Source organism: Nocardia sp. NPDC046473, from assembly GCF_040645995.1.
Classification (GTDB): Bacteria; Actinomycetota; Actinomycetes; order Mycobacteriales; family Mycobacteriaceae; genus Nocardia.
This window is the reverse complement of sequence record NZ_JBEYZJ010000013.1, coordinates 294422-311395: the sequence shown is the minus strand read 5'-3', so window position 1 is coordinate 311395 and position 16974 is coordinate 294422. Positions and strand designations below refer to the sequence as shown.

The 16974-nt window shown below is 67.3% G+C and carries 14 protein-coding genes; 8 read left to right on the top strand and 6 right to left on the bottom strand.

Annotated elements, in window-relative coordinates:
• The first annotated feature begins 260 nt into the window (after nt 1-260).
• On the top strand, nt 261-1379 hold the full coding sequence (locus ABZ942_RS40205) for a glycosyltransferase (protein ID WP_357391493.1): 1119 nt from the start codon (nt 261-263) through the stop codon (nt 1377-1379).
• Nucleotides 1369-2508, top strand: a complete 1140-nt coding sequence (gene rffA / locus ABZ942_RS40200; protein ID WP_357391492.1) for a dTDP-4-amino-4,6-dideoxygalactose transaminase — start codon at nt 1369-1371, stop codon at nt 2506-2508. The genes ABZ942_RS40205 and rffA overlap by 11 nt, the downstream gene beginning before the upstream one ends.
• 262 nt (nt 2509-2770) lie before the next feature.
• On the opposite strand, the gene ABZ942_RS40195 is transcribed toward rffA, so the two are convergent.
• Both ABZ942_RS40195 and ABZ942_RS40190 read right to left on the bottom strand, forming a co-directional pair.
• Entirely contained in the window at nt 2771-3370 is a 600-nt protein-coding gene (locus tag ABZ942_RS40195) for a class I SAM-dependent methyltransferase (RefSeq protein ID WP_357391491.1), read from the bottom strand.
• Nucleotides 3371-3488: 118 nt separating this feature from the next.
• Nucleotides 3489-6440 (bottom strand): acyl-CoA synthetase, encoded by a 2952-nt coding sequence (locus ABZ942_RS40190; RefSeq protein ID WP_357391490.1) that lies wholly within the window; start codon nt 6438-6440, stop codon nt 3489-3491.
• Between the two features lie 503 nt (nt 6441-6943).
• Between ABZ942_RS40190 and ABZ942_RS40185 the strand changes: the two genes are divergently transcribed.
• From ABZ942_RS40185 to idi, 4 genes are all read left to right on the top strand, one after another.
• Nucleotides 6944-8350 carry a family 2B encapsulin nanocompartment shell protein gene (locus ABZ942_RS40185; RefSeq protein ID WP_357391489.1) on the top strand — a complete coding sequence of 469 codons (1407 nt, stop codon included), beginning with the start codon at nt 6944-6946 and terminating at the stop codon, nt 8348-8350.
• A 19-nt stretch (nt 8351-8369) separates the two neighbouring features.
• Complete coding sequence (locus tag ABZ942_RS40180) at nt 8370-9932, top strand: family 2 encapsulin nanocompartment cargo protein terpene cyclase (protein ID WP_357391524.1); 1563 nt, start codon at nt 8370-8372, stop codon at nt 9930-9932.
• A 72-nt stretch (nt 9933-10004) separates the two neighbouring features.
• A complete protein-coding gene (locus ABZ942_RS40175; protein WP_357391488.1) occupies nt 10005-10877 on the top strand; it encodes a geranyl diphosphate 2-C-methyltransferase in 873 nt (290 codons plus the stop codon).
• A complete protein-coding gene (gene idi, locus ABZ942_RS40170) occupies nt 10874-11437 on the top strand; it encodes an isopentenyl-diphosphate Delta-isomerase (protein ID WP_357391487.1) in 564 nt (187 codons plus the stop codon). Before ABZ942_RS40175 ends, idi begins: the two co-directional genes overlap by 4 nt.
• Here idi and ABZ942_RS40165 read toward each other — a convergent pair.
• Nucleotides 11424-11942 carry a hypothetical protein gene (locus ABZ942_RS40165; protein WP_357391486.1) on the bottom strand — a complete coding sequence of 173 codons (519 nt, stop codon included), beginning with the start codon at nt 11940-11942 and terminating at the stop codon, nt 11424-11426. The genes idi and ABZ942_RS40165 overlap by 14 nt on opposite strands.
• A 265-nt stretch (nt 11943-12207) precedes the next feature.
• On the opposite strand from ABZ942_RS40165, the gene ABZ942_RS40160 reads away from it, so the two are divergent.
• Nucleotides 12208-12558: a hypothetical protein gene (locus tag ABZ942_RS40160; RefSeq protein WP_357391485.1), complete on the top strand. Its 351-nt coding sequence runs from the start codon at nt 12208-12210 to the stop codon at nt 12556-12558.
• Here ABZ942_RS40160 and ABZ942_RS40155 read toward each other — a convergent pair.
• The 3 genes from ABZ942_RS40155 to ABZ942_RS40145 form a co-directional block, all read right to left on the bottom strand.
• Nucleotides 12555-13289 (bottom strand): aspartate/glutamate racemase family protein, encoded by a 735-nt coding sequence (locus tag ABZ942_RS40155; RefSeq protein WP_357391484.1) that lies wholly within the window; start codon nt 13287-13289, stop codon nt 12555-12557. The two genes, ABZ942_RS40160 and ABZ942_RS40155, sit on opposite strands and share 4 nt — an antisense overlap.
• Entirely contained in the window at nt 13289-14809 is a 1521-nt protein-coding gene (locus tag ABZ942_RS40150; protein ID WP_357391483.1) for an NCS1 family nucleobase:cation symporter-1, read from the bottom strand. The genes ABZ942_RS40155 and ABZ942_RS40150 overlap by 1 nt, the downstream gene beginning before the upstream one ends.
• An 85-nt stretch (nt 14810-14894) precedes the next feature.
• Complete coding sequence (locus tag ABZ942_RS40145; RefSeq protein ID WP_357391482.1) at nt 14895-15617, bottom strand: GntR family transcriptional regulator; 723 nt, start codon at nt 15615-15617, stop codon at nt 14895-14897.
• Nucleotides 15618-15776: 159 nt separating this feature from the next.
• Between ABZ942_RS40145 and ABZ942_RS40140 the strand changes: the two genes are divergently transcribed.
• Nucleotides 15777-16946: a serine hydrolase domain-containing protein gene (locus ABZ942_RS40140; RefSeq protein WP_357391481.1), complete on the top strand. Its 1170-nt coding sequence runs from the start codon at nt 15777-15779 to the stop codon at nt 16944-16946.
• Nucleotides 16947-16974 lie beyond the last annotated feature (28 nt).

The window sequence follows — 16974 nt, the reverse complement described above, 5'->3', positions numbered from 1 at the left end:
CTTCTGCCTCGACCGGGTCACCCCCGTTGACCTCGGCGGACCCGGGGCGCGTCACCCTCGACACTGCACTATCCGTCACGAGTTCCAAACCCTACACAGCAGTGTGGCGCTTGGCATCCGGCCGCCGACGCGATGATGATGGTGGGCATGCCTCGGCCCCGATTCCGAAACCCGCACCATGCTAGAGTTCTGGGCGGCTCGGGCCCTGCTGTCCAGCGGGGGATACCGGCACGCACCGTCATCGAAAGTCGATCCAGCTGATGCCGATTCCCTCCCGCACGCCCCGCCCCGCCGCGGTCACCCCGAACGGCAGGCCGTCTCGGCCGCACGCCGTCTCCGTGGTGGTGCCGATCTATCGTGGCGAGGAAACCATCGGCGGACTCGTCGCCGAATTACACGAGCTCACCCGCCCCACCCAGACCCCCGGCGGCACCACGTTCCAGATCGACGAGATCATCCTGGTGCACGACCGCGGCCCGGACCGTTCCGACGTGGTGCTGCAGGAGTTGGAGCAGACCTATCCCGAGGTGCGCACCATCTGGTTGAGCCGCAACTTCGGCCAGGACGCCGCGACGATCGCGGGCATGTCGGCCGCGGGCGGCGACTGGATCGTCACCATGGACGAGGACGGCCAGCACGATCCCCGGTTCATCGGCACCTTCCTCGACGCCGCGCTGAACGAGCGCGCCGAGCTGGTCTACTCCAAGCCGAGCAACACCCGCCCGCACGGCTTCCTGCGCAACATCACCTCGCGCGGCGCGAAACTGGTGCTCGCGACGATCTTCGCGTTCCCCGACTCCACCCGCTTCGAAAGCTACCGGCTGATCCGCGGTGCCATCGGACGTCAGCTCGCCGAGGTCGCCTCGAACGGCGTGTATCTCGACGTCGCGCTGACCTGGGTGGTCGGCACCGTCGCGCAGGTGCCGGTGGTGTTGCGCGCCGAGGGCCGCGAGGAGTCCGGCTACAACTACCGCCGCCTGTTCTCGCTGTTCTGGAAGATGGTGCTGTGCAGCGGAACTCGCGGCCTGCGCCTGGTCAGCCTGCTCGGCGTGACGCTGGGGCTGGGCGGCGGCGTGATGGCGAGTGTGATCGTCTACGAGGCGCTCACCACCGACAACTGGGCGCCCGAGGGCTGGGCGTCGATGATCGTCGTGCTGCTGCTGGTGTCCGGGGCGATCCTGTTCTCGCTCGGCCTCATCGCCGAATACCTCGGGGTGGCATTGCATATCCTCGTCGGTAAGCCGCTCTACCTGACCGTCGATTCACCGACGCCGCGCCCGGTAGCAGCGGCCGGCCCGGACGCCGCCGACCATCCGACCGGTGCCAGGGAACTGACCACGACCATTGCGAACAAGGGGAACGACCGGGTTGAGCACTGACCGCATCATCTTCAGCCGACCGTTTCGGGCGCGCCGCGAACTGGCCAACCTCGAGACGGTACTCGGCTCGGACCAGAGCCACGGCGACGGGCCGTTCACCGCGACGGCGACCGAGAAGCTGAAGGTCATCACCGGCGCGCCGCACGCGCTGCTGACCACCTCGTGCACCTCAGCGCTGGAGATGGCGGGCCTGCTGCTGGAACTGGGTCCCGAAGATGAAGTGATCGTGCCGAGTTTCGCGTTCACCTCGACTGCGACCGCGATGGCGTTGCGCGGGGCGACCTGCGTGTTCGCGGATATCGATCTCGAAACCGGCAACCTGGACCCGGAGTCGGTCGCGGCCGCGGTCACCGAGCGGACCAAGGCCGTGGTGGTCATCCACTACGGTGGCGTCGCCGCCGACATGGACCGGCTGCTCGCCCTGGCCAACACACATGGCTTCGCCATCGTGGAGGACAACGCGCACGGCCTCGGCGGCCGGTGGCAGGGGCGCCCGCTGGGCACCCTCGGCAGCCTGGGCACGCTCAGCTTCCACGACACCAAGAACGTGCACTGCGGCGAGGGCGGCGCGCTGCTGCTCACCGACGAGATCCTGATGGCGCGCGCGGAAATCATCCGGGAGAAGGGCACCGACCGGGCCCGGTTCCTGCGCGGCGCGGTGGACAAGTATTCCTGGCAGGACATCGGCTCCAGCTACCTGCCCAGCGAGTTGAACGCGGCGGTGCTCGACGCGCAACTCGACGAATTCGACACCATCCAGGCCGGACGGCACCGGGTGTGGGACGCCTACGCCGCCGCGCTTCCGGAGTGGGCCGCCCGCAACGACGTTCGCCTCATGACGGTCCCCGCCGACCGCGAGCACACCGCACACCTCTACTTCCTGCGCACCCCCACCGAGGACCGCCGCGACGACCTCATCGCCCACCTCCGCGCTCGCGGCATCGTCGCCCCGTTCCACTACGTCCCGCTGGACTCCAGCCCCGCCGGCCTCAAACTGGGCCGCACCCCGCACCCCTGCGTGCGCAGCGCCGAGTTCTCGGGAACCGTTGTGCGCCTCCCCCTCTGGCCCGACCTCACCGACGAACAGGTCGCCCGCGTCATCGAAGGCGTCACCGACTTCACCGTCTGACCGCTCGCTCAGCCGCACGCCTTCTGACAAACGCACGCGTGTCAGCGCGGCGAGTCCGAGTGCGAGAGATCAGAAGACGTGCGGCTATCAGCGTATTGGCATCGACCACGCAGACCTTCTCGCGGCCGCCCGCAGATCAACTCCTGCTGGACGACCGCGACCGCGTACACAGCCTGACGCCGCAGCCGCACGGATTCTGACAAACGCACCCGGTCAGCGCGGCGAGTTGGGGTGCGGGAGGTCAGAGGCGTGCGGCGGGGAGTTAGGCGTCGAGGACGTACAGCTTCTCGCGGCCGCCTGCGATCAGCGTCTGCTGGACTACTCGCGATTCGTAGGGGCGGAAGAAATCGTCGAGGGTGGGTTCGGTGAAGCGATGGGCCTGGATGCCGTCGCCTGCGTTGGTGAAGCGTTGGCCGATCGCGGCGACGAGGCGGTTGTCGCTGCTGGCCATGTTGCGGACCGGCTCGGCGATGATGACCTGTTTGCGGGCGGCGGTCAGCATGCGGTCGAGGACGGGGGCGGGTTCGGGGAGGAAGTGGTAGAGGCTGGCCTGCATGAGGAGGTAGTCGGCCTCGGGCAGTGCGGCGTCGGAGTTCAGGTTCCAGACCTGGCCTTGCCCACCGGCTTTGGTGAGTTGGGTGACGAATCGGTCGTTGCGATCGAGACCGGTGTAGTCGATCGACTTCTGGCGCAGGTAGCGCGTGTACAAAGTCGCAGGGCCGCAGCACAAATCGACCACGCTGGCACCCGCGGGGAGCAGCCCCTCGACCGCGCGGTACCGGGCCGTGTAGTACCGGCCGTACAGCGCGCGGATCAGCAGCTCGTAGAGGGTGGCGTTGCGGTAGATAAGGCTCGTACTCACCAAGTACTCCTGACAAATCGGACAGCAACGTCAGCGTGGGATGGTACGGACCGAGCCACCTGCGCGCGCGACCGGGTCGAGCCGCCGAGCTGGTGAATCCGCGGCGGCTCGACGCGCGTCAGTTGTCGCCGAGGATCTTGGCTGCGTCCTCGTCGGTGAGGACCTCGTAGGCGTCGGAAGCCCGGTTGTACCACCAGGTGTCGGGGCCGGGCGTCGGGCGTCCCGCCGCCTGCACCGCGCGGGTGGACGGCCGGTACGAGGAGCTGCGCGGGATCTCGTCGACCACATAGACCAGATCAGGCCGCTTGTCGGGCTCGAGCGCGCGCAGCGCCTCGGTGACGTCCTTCGGCTCCAGCCGGAAACCCTTGCGCACACTGACTGCGGCGACGGCGATGCAGTGATCGCCGACCTCCAGCCCGTACGCGACTTCCATGTCGACCCCGGTGATGTCGTTGAGGACATCGACGATCGGCTGCCCGTAGACCGGCCCGCGCTGGGTGCGGATCACCGTGTCCTTGCGATCGATCAGCCAGTAGTCGCCGTCGCTGTCGCGCCGGAACAGATTCTCCGTCGGCATCCACGAGTCGCCGGGCGCGAACACCCCGCGCAACCCGCCTGCGGAGATATCCACTCCGTCGGAGGCCTTGCCGAGCATCAACCCGACCTCGTTGTCCGCGCACCGCCGGGCGTAACCCGAACCGTCGACCAGGATCTCCTCGGTGATCGGGTCGTAGGCGACCAGTTCCACCTTGGCGGTCCCCGGTACCGGGCGCCCCTTGCAGCCGCGCTTCACACCCTTCACGTTGGCCAGCACCACGTCACCTTCGATGGAGGCGTAGAACTCCAGCACCCGGGCCGGAGCGAACTGCTCGGTGGTGCGCCGCCACAGACCCGCAGGCATGCCGGAACCGATGAACAACCGGATCGGATGCCGATGCCCGGCCGGGAAAACCTCGGCATCGAGGATGTCGCGCAGCATCGTCCAGGTGTAGGTGACCACGGTGACGCCGTAGCGGTGCACCTCCTCGGCGAACTGCGCCGGATCCAGCGAACGCGCAAGCGCGATCCGGCTACCGCCCGCGATCGCGCCACCGAGGCTCACCAGCAGCCCCGATGAATGATGCAGCGGCGCAAGGCAATACACCGTGTCGCGGCGGTTCAGATCCGCGGTCGTCGCTGTCCCGAAGGCGGACAGCGCCCAGCGATGATTGCTGATGTACTTGGTCTCCAACCGATCACCGGTGCCGGTGACGAGCACGAACGCCAACTCACGCGCCAACCCAGGATCGGCCCGATACCAAGCGGGTAGCTTCACCTGCGCCGGATCGATCTGCTCGAGATCGATCACCTTGTCGCTCAACGGAATATCGAGCTGACGGGAATCGCCGCCGCCGAGCACCAGCACTCGCGCACCGGCGCCGACCGCCTGCCGCAGGTTCTCCGGATCAGCGACAACCGTATCGACACCGGTGATTTCGAGCGCACGAGCGAGTTCGCTCCCCGGGGCGAGCAGCACCGCCACCGCGCCGAGCCGGGACAAAGCCGCGACCGTCGCCAGCGCACTGGGCCGGGTCTCCATGATCACGCCGACCCGCATCGCAGGCCGGATACCGACCGAGACGAGTCCACGCACCACGTTATCGATGCGGACGTTGACCGCGGCGTTGGTATGCACTCGATCCTCGAACAGGAACAGGTCTTTCAGCGGTGCGCGTCTGCCTTGTTCGGCGATCAGCCGCCCCAGCGAGATGCGGGTGTGCGGCTGGATCATGCCGAGCCGGGTCAGTCGCGGCAGTGCCCGCGCGGCCTCACCGGCCAGCTCGACCGACCCGCGCATGGTGTTGCTCGCGATGCCCTCCAGGGCCTTGCCGACGCCCGCGCCCGCCTCGGCCAGCGACGCGGCGGTGTGCACCGCCCGGGTGGCCGCCGAACGCGGCCGATTCGAGTCGACATGCTCGGTCATCGGATGGATCTCCGGCGGCAACGCCTTGTCGCGTTCGAGCCAGTCGATCCACTGCCGCACCAGCGGCCAGGTCTGATTGGTCGCCATGCTGCCCGCCACCAGGCCGAAATGTCCGGCGAGCAGATTGGCCTCGTACACCTCCGCGTTCGGCGCGGCCCGCACGATGCCGCGCACCGCCGCGGGCTGGCCGATGTCGTCGACCTCGCCGACGAACGCCAGGATCGGGCACTTCAACTCGGCCAGCGAGACCGGCTGATCGCGAATCACGAAGCCGCCCAACATCAACCGGTTGTGCGCGACGAACTGCTTGAGCAGATCCGCCGCGGCCGGACCGGCGTAACCGACCCAGCCGTCACTGTTCAGGAACCGGCGCTGCCGCTCCTTGGGCAGCAATGCCTCCCGGTCGTGCAGCTGCCGCAGGAAGTCGATCCTGGCCTTCGCGGTCTTCATCGGGTCGAGCAGCTGGAAGCCGATGCGCACCATGGAATCGGTGATCGGCAGCCGGGTGACCACGTGATCGGCCAGGAAGTCGGCGACGTCGGACACCATCCCGTAGGGCAGGCCGAACGGCATGCCCGCGACCACGTCGACCGGACTGCCGAACGTCACGATGCTCTGCACGCCCTTGCCGTACCGATAGGCGGCGACCTGATAGGCGAACATGCCGCCCTGCGAATAGCCCATCAGATGCACGGCGCTGCCGGTCGCCTCGGTCACCGCGTCGATCGCGCTGCTGACCGCGAGGACATGGTCGGCGAGATCACGTTCCCAGCCGCCCTCCTCGCTGGCGGGCGAGCCGAAATCGACCACCCAGCAATCGATTCCGCCGCGCTGCAGGATGCCGACGGCACCGTCCTCGACGTTCACATCCCAGATGTCGGCGTTCACCATCAGCGGCGGTACGAGCAGCGCGACGGGACGCCCCGGCGTGGTGTCGTCCGGGAAGTAATGCCGCAGCCGGTACATCCGCCTTCGCTCGACCACCTCGAACGGGGACGACTCGACATCGTGGGTCAACCCGCCGAAGCGGATGACCTCGAGGCCGTTCTGCGCGGTCGCCATCAACCGCTGCACCGATCCGACCAAATCCTTCGCACTGAACTTCAAGATCGCTCCTGGCCCTACCCTAGAACGTAACCCTCATCCGCATCCGCGTACTCCACCGGAGGGATCCCCTTCGGTCCCCTAGAAGTACACGGCGATGTTTCAGACGAGCTTCCCACATCGTGTGTCCATTATGTGGCCGCTGTGACCCGATCCATGCACGTATTGCGGGGTCAGTGGCCGATTATCGGCAGATTCACAGCGACGCCCGCCGCGCGCGGCAGCTACCGGGCGGCGACCTGTCCGCGGTTCCCTCGATTCCGCCCGGGAAGTAATGGCCCGGCGATTCGATCGGCGGCGTGTCGTCACCATCCGCGACGGCATCCGCCGTTTCGCTGCGTGCGGGCCGCCGTCCGGCCTACCATCGATGCCGTCCGGAACGCACTGTCGCGTAAGCCATTTCGCTCGAGTGACTGGTTTCGCGGGCCGCATTGCCCGCGTGTTTTGCTGTGCAGAATAACCGTCTCCACATAACGGGTCACCCCGTCTCGAGGTGAGGACAACGCATGACCATCGAAATGCCGGTCCAAACGGAAAACAACCACCGCAAGAGCCTCAGCACCTCGGCCGCAGCCAAGCTGGCGCACACCACCAAATCCGAACCCCAGATGCAGGGCATCAGCTCCCGCTGGCTCACCCGCATGCTGCCGTGGACCCAGGTCAAAGGCGGCGTCTACCGGGTGAACCGGCGGCTCACACACACCGTGGGCAATGGCGAGGTCGAATTCGACGTGGACGGCCCGCAGGCTCGGGTCATTCCGTCGGAATTGCGTGAGCTGCCCGCATTGCGCGATTTCGACGACGAGGAGGTGCTGCATGCCCTCGCACAGCGATTCCAGCAGCATGATCTCGCGCCGGGCAGCATCGTCGCCGAATTCGGTAATCCGATGCATCAGGTCGTCCTCGTCGTACACGGCAAGCTGAGCAAGAACGGTTCCGGCGAATACAACGAACACACCATGCTCGGCATTCTGGCGGGCGGCAATTACTTCGGCGACCAAATCCTCACCGACCCGCATGCGATCTGGCCGGTCACCGTCAAAACCGTCACAAAAACCACCCTGCTGGTACTCCCCCGCCAGGCCCTGCACGACCTGCTCGGCAACGCGCCGCAGCTACGCGAGCAATTGACCAGAATGGCCGAGGCGCCGGCCCAGCCGCAGAACGCCAAGGGCGAGGCCGCCATCGAGATCGCCTCCGGTCACGTCGGCGAGCCGCTGCTGACCGGAACGTTCGTCGACTACGACGCCGCGCCACGCGAATACGAGCTCAGCCTCGCGCAGAGCGTGCTGCGGGTGCACACTCGCGTCGCCGATCTGTTCAACGACCCGATGGACCAGGTCCAGCAGCAGCTGCGCCTCACCATCGAGGCACTCTACGAGCGGCGCGAGCACGATCTGGTCAACAATCCCGAGTTCGGGCTGCTGCACAACTGCGACCTCAAGCAGCGCATCTCGACCGAGTCCGGCCCGCCGACCCCCGACGACATGGACGAGCTGCTCAGCATGCGCCGCAGCACCAAACTCTTTCTGGCACACCCGAAAGCGATCGCCGCGTTCGGGCGCGAGTGCAGCAAGCGCGGCCTGTACCCGGATCCGGTCGACGTGGACGGCCACCGGGTACCCGCCTGGCGCGGCGTGCCGATCTTCCCGTGCGGCAAGCTCGCGGTCAGCCCGACCCAGACCACCTCGATCCTCGCCATGCGCACCGGCGACCAGGACCAGGGCGTGGTCGGCCTGCATCAGACCGGCATCCCGGACGAGTACGAGCCGAGCCTCAACGTCCGCTTCAAAGGCATCGACGACCAGTCGATCATCTCCTACCTGGTCAGCTGCTACTACTCGGCCGCCGTACTGGTACCGGACGCGCTCGGCGCGCTCGACAACGTCCTGGTCGCTCGACAAACGGACTGACGGAGGATGAGCCGTGTCGATGCTCTCACGCTCCCTGGCCCTACCCGCCACCCACGAGATCGCCACCACGGTCGCCGCACTGCTGTCCGACCTGGGTGGCGGCGCCCCAACGGTATTGGCGCACAACGATGTACCGGACATGGCGGATCCACCCGCGCCTGGGGTGGCCGGTCGACCTGCGCCGGATGTGCTCGACGCACCCGCGCCAGCGGTGGCCGACGTACTCGCACCGGACGTGCCCGGCGCACTCGCGCGACAGATACCCGGCACACCCGCGGCCGACGTGCCCGCCCGGCCGCGGATACTCGGTCCGACCGGGCTCGGGGCTGCGTCGCTGTTGATCACACCACCGGTCGGTACGACGGGAACGACTGTCTCGCCGGTCATTTCGTCGACAGGTTCAGCACCGCCACGCGTAACGGCCACCACCCACACCATTGCGGAGCAGGCTGCTGCGCCGCCCAGCCCGGCAAACCTGCCGGGTACGACCATGTCACCCGGGCTAACTCCCGCACCATGGATCGGCGAACCGCCCACCGGTCGCATACCCACCGGCCCAACCGGATTAGGCACCGCGTCGACGCGCCGCAATACCGGCGGCGCCACGATCCCACCGCTCTACTGCCCGCCGCCGACGCGCGACGATCCGGCGCTGGCCGCTGTCGTCAACGAGCGAATCCTGGCCTGGGCCAAGGCGATCGGCCTGTACGAGGGCAGATTGGCCGATCTGCGCGATGCGGGCTTCGGTCGGCTCATCATGCTCGCTCACCCCGACTGCAACGACCCGGACCGGCTACTCGCCGCGGCGAAATGCGCGGTGGCCGAGTGGGCGGTCGACGATTACTACTGTGACGCCGGAGCCGACGACACCGCGCCCGACGGCACACCGTCGAGCGCCGCGGCCGAACTCGGGCCGCGACTCGAACTAGCCGCTGCCGCAATAGATCCCGCCCACCTGCCCGCCGGCTACGCCGCACGGCTCGAAGAGGCGATGCGGGCGGACCCGATCCTGCGCGCATTCCGCAGCGCTTTCGCGCACGTGGCCGAATACGCCACGCCCGCACAACTGGCCCGCCTGCGCACGGAGATCGCGGGCTGGTTCATCGCACTGGGCGCCGAAGCGGGCTGGCGGCTGTCCGGACGGACGCCACCGGTCTGGGAGTACCTCACCAACCGGCAGCCGCACAGCTTCCTGCCGTGCATGGCACTGATCGATGTGGTCGGCGGCTACGAACTCCAGGCCGCCGAATACACCGATCCGCGGGTGCGCCGCGTGATCACCACGGCCGCCCTCGCCAGCCAACTGGTGAACGACCTGTACTCGATGGCTCGCGAAGACCGTTCGGACGGTACGGAATTCAATCTCCCGACAGTTCTGGTAGCCGAGGAGGGCTGCACCCGGCGCGAGGCGGTCCGCCGCACGGCCGAGCTGCACGACGAACTCATGCACCGCTTCGAGCTCGAGGCAGCCCCGTTGGCCGCGCTCGGCTCCGCCGAACTACGCCGCCACCTCACCGGCGTGTGGGCCTGGCTCGGCGGCAGCCGCGCTTGGCATGCGGACAGCAGGCGCTACTCCGATTGACACCCGCGACACCTCCAGAGCTGTGACACCGCTAGCGAAATAGACAGTGCTGCAACGAGAGGGTGAATTGGCATGACCATTCTCAATCCGGACACCGACGCCGTGCTCCAGACCAGCTACCAGAAAGCCGTTGCCGCGTACTGGAACAACAACCCCAACGACGACCGCGTCAACACGAAACTCGGTGAGGTGGACGGCCTTTACCACCACCACTACGGCATCGGCGCACCCGATCTCTCGGTGCTGGGCGGTCCGGAGCAGACCCGCCAGGAACGAATCGTCAAGGAACTGCACCGTTTAGAGACCGCGCAGGCTCATCTACTGCTGGACCACCTCGGCACAGTCCACCCGGACCAGCGCCTGATGGACGGCGGATCCGGTCGCGGCGGCACGAGTTTCCTGGCCAACCAGCGCTTCGGCTGCCAGGTCGACGGCGTCACCATCTCCGAGTACCAGGTCCGCTTCGCCAACGAGCAGGCCGCCCAGCGAGGCGTGCAGGCCAACGTGCGGTTCCATTTCCGGAACATGTTGGAGACCGGTTTCGAGCCGTGGTCGATGCGCGGCATCTGGACCAACGAGACCACCATGTACGTCGACCTGTTCGAGCTGTTCCACGAATTCTCCCGGCTGCTCGAGCCGGGCGGCCGCTACGTGTGCATCACCGGCTGCTCCAACGATCTGACCGGCGGCCGCTCCTCCTCGGTCAGCTGGATCGACGCGCACTACGGCTGCATGATCCACCCGCGCAGCGAATACTTCCGCGCGATGGCCGAGAACAACCTGGTCCCGATCGACGTGACCGACCTCACCGCGGCCACCATCCCCTACTGGGAACTGCGCACGAAATCCGAGTTCGCGACGGGCGTGGAGCGACCGTTCCTGACCGCCTACCGGGAGGGCAGCTTCCAATACCTGCTCATCGCCGCCGATAAGGTGGGCAGGTGACCGAGACCTTCGCCCAGGAGATCACCGACCGCGAGGCCCTGCCCGTCGAGCTGGTCGACGACGCCGGGCACTCGATCGGCACCTGCCCGGTGTCGCAGGCTCATCAGGCGCCGGGACAGCTGCATCGCGCGTTCTCGGTGCTGCTCTTCGATGACGCGGGCCGGGTGCTGCTGCAGCAGCGGGCCGCGGTGAAAACCCGCTTCCCGTCGCAGTGGGCCAACACCTGCTGCGGCCATCCCGCGCCCGGCGAGCCCGTCGCCGCCGCGGCCGCAGTCCGCCTCGCCGAGGAGATGGGCCTGGCCACCTCGTTCACCGAGGTCGGTGTCTACCGCTACCGCGCCGAGGATCCGTCGACCGGCCGCGTCGAGTTCGAGTGGGACCACGTCCTGCTCGGCAAGCTCAGCGCCGGTGTCCCGCGTCCCGACCCGGCCGAGGTCGCCGACTACGCCTGGATCGAGCTCGGCGCGCTGCGCGAGGCGATGGCCGCCGATCCGGCCGCCTACACGCCGTGGCTGGCCGGCGTGCTCGAGCTCGCCGAGCGGGCGCTCACTGAAACGTAGCGGCGCTGAGCCGTCCGACGCCGGTGCGCACCCCGGGGCCGAGACAACCGCCGATCATCGCGGGCGTCATCATCTCGTAGTCGGCGGTGATCCGGACCTTGCTGCCCTGGCCGAGCCCGTCGACGACGTCCAGGGTGCCGATCGTCGGCTGCTGCATGGTCACCGGCCACGGTCCCCACAGCTTGCTCGTCTCGCCGTCGGACCAGAGCACGTCGACGGTGATCGGGCCGTCCGCCGGGCGCATGCAGTCCGACATCGCGATGTGTGTGCCGGTGAAGGTGCCGCCGGTGATGCCGCCGGTGCCGCCGGTGCAGTCGCGGAGGACACCGACGGAGGTGAAGGTGAGCGCGTGCGGGGTCATATCGATCGCGCCGTCCGCGACGGTCCAGCGGAAGTCGCCGTTCGCGCAGCTGCCTGCGGGCGGCAAGGCGGAGGCGGCCGACATATCTAAGGGGACGAGCAATGCCGCGGCAATTGCGGCTGTGGTGACGAACTTCCCGAGCATCGACAACCTCTTCTCGCGGGCGATGTACCTGCAGAAACGGATGGAGCACGAGCACGGTGAGAATCCCATACCGTCCGTGCTGTTCTAGACCGACACACTCAGGACCGAGCCTGGATAGTTCCAACCGACAACGTTGATAAATGCGCATATCTACGTAAGTCAATGTTTCAAACCCTGAGAGAAATCATAGGAAGGGCACAGGCTATGACCAGGTCGGCCCGGCATTGTGGGATGCGTTGGAGTTCTCCACGAAATGAGGTGTGCGATGGTCGAAATCGAGGTCACGGGGACAACCGTGACGATCCAGGTGGTCGGCGGGCATCAGGTCCTCGCCCTGCGTGAGCACATCACCTTCGACCTAGCGAACATCACCGCGGTGGTCAGAGCCGAAGTGGACCTGCGCCCGCCGTGGGTGCGCGCGCCCGGCACCTTCTTCCCCGGCGTGATCGCCGCCGGGACGTTCCGCGGCAAAGGCCGTAAAGAGTTCTGGGACACCAGGTTCGACGGCCGCGCGGTCCGCATCGAACTCGACGGCGGCCCGTTCACCCGCCTCGTCGTCGATGTCGACGACCCGGACCTCACCCTGCAGGCCCTCCGGACCGCCGTCGCCGCCTAACCAGCCGAGCCGAAGCTACGCAGCAGGCCGGTGTACGGCTTGGGTGGCGGCGGTGCGAACTCTCCCCTACCCGACTTGTGCAGTCCGAGCGTGATCAGCGATTGCACGGTCAGCGTCGCCGCCGCCACGCCGTCGATCACCGGCACTCCGATCTCGTCGCGGATGTGCGCGCACAGGTCCGCCATGCCCGCGCAGCCGAGCACGATCGCGTCGGAGCCATCGGCGTCCACCGCGTCACGGCAGGCCTCGGTGACGATCTTGCGGGCGTCGGGGTCGGTGTCCAGCGCTAGTACCGGTAGCTCGCAGGCGTGGATGCCGAGGCAAAACCGTTGCCGCCCATAGCGTTCCACCAGGTCACTGGCCCGTCCGATGGTTCGGCCCAATGTCGTGACGACGCTGAAGCCGCGACCGAGATGACTGGCCGCCGCCATCGCCGCCTCGGCAATGCCGATCACCGGTCCGCGCGCCAACTCTCGCGCGGCGTCCAAGCCGGGATCACCGAAGCAGGCGATCACATAGCCGTCGACGCCTTCGTCCTCGCCGCGTCCAATGGCGGCGAGAATCCCTGGGACGCTGAGGGCTTCGTCGTAGTGACTCTCGATCGACGCGGGCCCCATCTCGGCGGTCACCGCGTCGAGCAGCGTGCCGGGACCGGCGACGGCCCTGGCACACTGCTCGATCGTGTCGGTCATCGCCCGCGTCGTGTTCGGGTTGACCACACGGATACGCATCAGGCAGGTACTCCCGGCACGGCCAGCCTCGTTCGGGTGGCCAGCAGGTAGTAGACGACGAAGCCGAGTCCGCAGCCGATGAACCAGCTGTACTGCGCGGCGGTGTACATGCCGGTGATGTCCTTGGCCAGCACCGGAATCACCGCGACCATCGCGCCGAGCACGGTCGCGATGACGGCCGCCGGGTTGTATCCCTTGCTATACCAATAGCTTCCGGTCTTCGACATGGTGAATAGGTCGTCCACCACCACACGTTGCTTACGCACCAGGTAGTAGTCGGCGATGAGCACACCGAACAGCGGGCCGATGAACGCGCCGAGCACTTCCAGGGTGTAGTGGATCACCTCGGGGTTGTCGTACAGGTTCCACGGGGTGATCAGCACCGAGCCGACCGCGGCGATCATGCCGCCCGCGCGCCAGCTGATCCGCTGCGGGTTCACGTGCGAGAAGTCGAAGGCGGGTGAGATGAAGTTCGCGACGATGTTGATGCCGACCGTGGCGACGGTGAAGGTCAACGCGCCCAGCACGATCGCGAAGGTGCTGTCGATCCGCGCGACGGTCGCCACCGGGTCGGTGATCAACTCGCCGTAGACCGGGACGGTCAGCGAGGCCGTGATCACCACCAGCAGCGAGAACAGCAGGAAGTTGACCGGCAGCCCGAGCAGGTTGCCGCGGCGCACGGCGGCGAAAGTCTTTCCGTAGCGGGAGAAGTCACCGAAGTTCAGCATCGGCCCGGAGAAGTAGGACACCACCAGCGCGATGGCGCCGAGCATCACCGGAACCGAGTCCCAGCCCGTGTATTTCACGTCGCCGAGGTTCAAATCGATGGCGCTCCACCCGGCTTTTGCGATCAGATACCCGCAAAGCAGGAACATCACCACGTAGACCGCGGGCCCACAGAAGTCGATGAACTTGCGGATGGATTCCATGCCGCGCCAGAACACGCACGCCTGCACCACCCACAGCGCCAGGTAACTCCCCCAACCGAGCAGCGAAAGCCCGAGGAAGCCATAGTCATCGGCCACCGCGTACGGCGCCAAGCCCGGAAAGAGCTTCACCAGAACCACATCCAGCGCCGCCGAGGCCAGGAAGGTCTGAATCCCGTACCAGGCCACCGCGATCAAGCCGCGGATGATGGCGGGGATGTTCGCGCCGATCACCCCGAAGGCGCTGCGGCACATCACCGGGTACGGCACGCCGGTCACCTGGCTCGGCTTGGCGACCAGGTTGCAGAAGAAGTAGACGATGGTGATGCCGATCAGCAACGCCGCCAACACCTGCCAGCTGGCCAGGCCGAGCGCGAACAGGCTGCCCGCGGTGACGTAGCCGCCGACGCTGTGCACGTCCGACATCCAGAAGGCGAAGATGTGGTACGAACCCCAGGTCTGCTCGGTCAACGGCGCGAGGTCCGCATTGGTCAGGCGCGGGTCGTAATCGGGCGCGGTATTCCGCGCCGCGGTGTCGGGAATTGCGACGAGCGTCGGCGGTGCGAGGCTCGGTGCCGCGATGGTTTCGGTCATGGTTTTCCCATCCGGGAGGTGAAACTGTGCTCGAACCGACCGTAGGTATTCGGCATTGCCCGGCCATTGCGCTGTTATTTCCCGGCTATTGCGCGGCAGATATATCTTCCGGCGCGAGCAGGCCGGTATCCGTCGGCAGGGTCGCGATGACCGTCTCCAACCTGCGGTGATGGCGTTCGGCGACGAGCAGCAGGCAATCGACATCGCGGGCCAGAAAGGCGTCCATCATGAGCGCGTGATCGGTGTGCAGGCGCACCCGATCGCCGCGGCTGATGTGCACCATCGACTGCACGGGTTCGGTGACATTCCACGCCGATTCCAGCATGTGCAGCAGCCGGAACATGCGCGACGGCTTGGTCAGCGCGATGTGGAAGTTGCGGGATTCGCGGTGGTAGGCGACCGGATCGTCGTCCCGAATCGCCTGCTCCAGCAGCGCGTTCACCTCGATCAACGCCGCGCGGTCGGCGCCGCTCGCGTTCAGCGCGGCCGCGGCCAGCGAGGCGGTCTCCAAGGTCTCCCGGACGATGTACATCTCGCGCAGCTCCGCGGCGGTCAGCTGGGCCACCGCGTAACCGCCGTGCGGTTCGTGGGTGACCAGTCCCTCCCCGATCAGCGTCTTGAGCGCCTCACGGACCGGGATGTGGCTCACCCCGAACAGTTCGGCCACCTCGCGCAGCGGGATGACGGTGAGCGGTGGCACCGCGCCGTCCAGGATCACCCGGCGGAGCTCACCGAGAATCACTTGCGGTCGGCCGGGTGCGTCGATGACCAACCTCGCGAGCAGCGCCGAACGTCGTCTCGGGGGCATGCGAAACACGCTAGGCCAGGCGTGTTGCGATTTCGGTCAGGTTTGTGACGCTCAGGAAACGTATTCGGACGGAACCAACCGGTCCCGTGGGAGGGCATTGGCGTCGGTTGGTCACGTCCATGTAATTCTGTTCGGACACGTAACGACAGAGAGTTTCCGATGACAGTTTCGGCAGCACAGTTCGTAGATCGCCGGTTCGCGACCCTGGTCGCCGAGTTCGACCGGCTGTTCCGGCGACCCACCGACGGCGGCGGGGCGCTCGCGGTCTACCTGCACGGCGAGCCGGTGGTGGACGTCTGGGCGGGGTACGCGCGGCCGGCGGTGCCCTGGGAACGGGACACCGTGGCCATGGCCTATTCGACCGGTAAGGGCGTGGCCAGCACTCTGCTGCATCGGCTCGCCGAGCGCGGTCAGGTCGCGTACGACGAACCCGTCGCGACGTACTGGCCCGAATTCGGTGCCGCGGGCAAGGAGCGCATCACCGTGCGCGAATTGCTCAGCCACCGAGCGGGTTTGCATCGGCTGCGCGGGCTGCTGCCCGGGTCTTATGATCGGTTCTTCGATGACGCGGCGGTGACGGCGGCGCTCGCCGCGGCGGTGCCGGATCCGCGGCACCTGGTCACCAGCGGGTATCACGGAATCACCTTCGGGCACTTGGTCGCCGAGCTGGTGCGCCGGATCACCGGCACGGAGTTCACCGAGGTGCTGCGCACCGAGATCGCCGAACCGCTTGTCGCCGAAGAACTCTGGTTCCGGGTGCCGGAGGGCGAACGCCACCGCATCGCGACCAACTTTCCCCGGCTGACGGTCGCGGGCATGAGCTGGGAGAACAGCTCCCGGCTGCTCGGCCGCACCAGGTTCTCGGCCGCCGTGGACACCACGCCGAAGGGTTTCGCCGATCTGGTTTCCGATCCGCGCCTGCATGATTCGGTGATGCCCGGCCTCAACGGCGTGTTCTCCGCCCGCGCCCTCGCCCGCGTCTACGGCGCGCTCGCCAACGGCGGCGAACTCGACGGATACCAGCTGCTGCGCCCGGAAACCATCGAGCAGATCACCCAGCGACAGGTGTTCACCCCGGATTACGTTCTCGCCCTGCGGGTCCCGTGGGCCCTCGGCTACCACGCCGTCCCGATGAAGCCCTCCAGGGCCGACCCGATCTCCGCCTTCGGCCATTTCGGCCTCGGCGGCTCCGGCGCGTTCGCCGACCCGGCCACCGGCATGTCCCTCGGCTTCGTCACCAACCGCCTGGGCGGCCGCCTCACTCCCCTGGGCGACGCCCGCCTGGCCCGCCTCGGCACCCTCGCCCACAACCTCGCCAAGGCAGCCTGACCCAAGGCCACCTCCAGTCGCCATAACG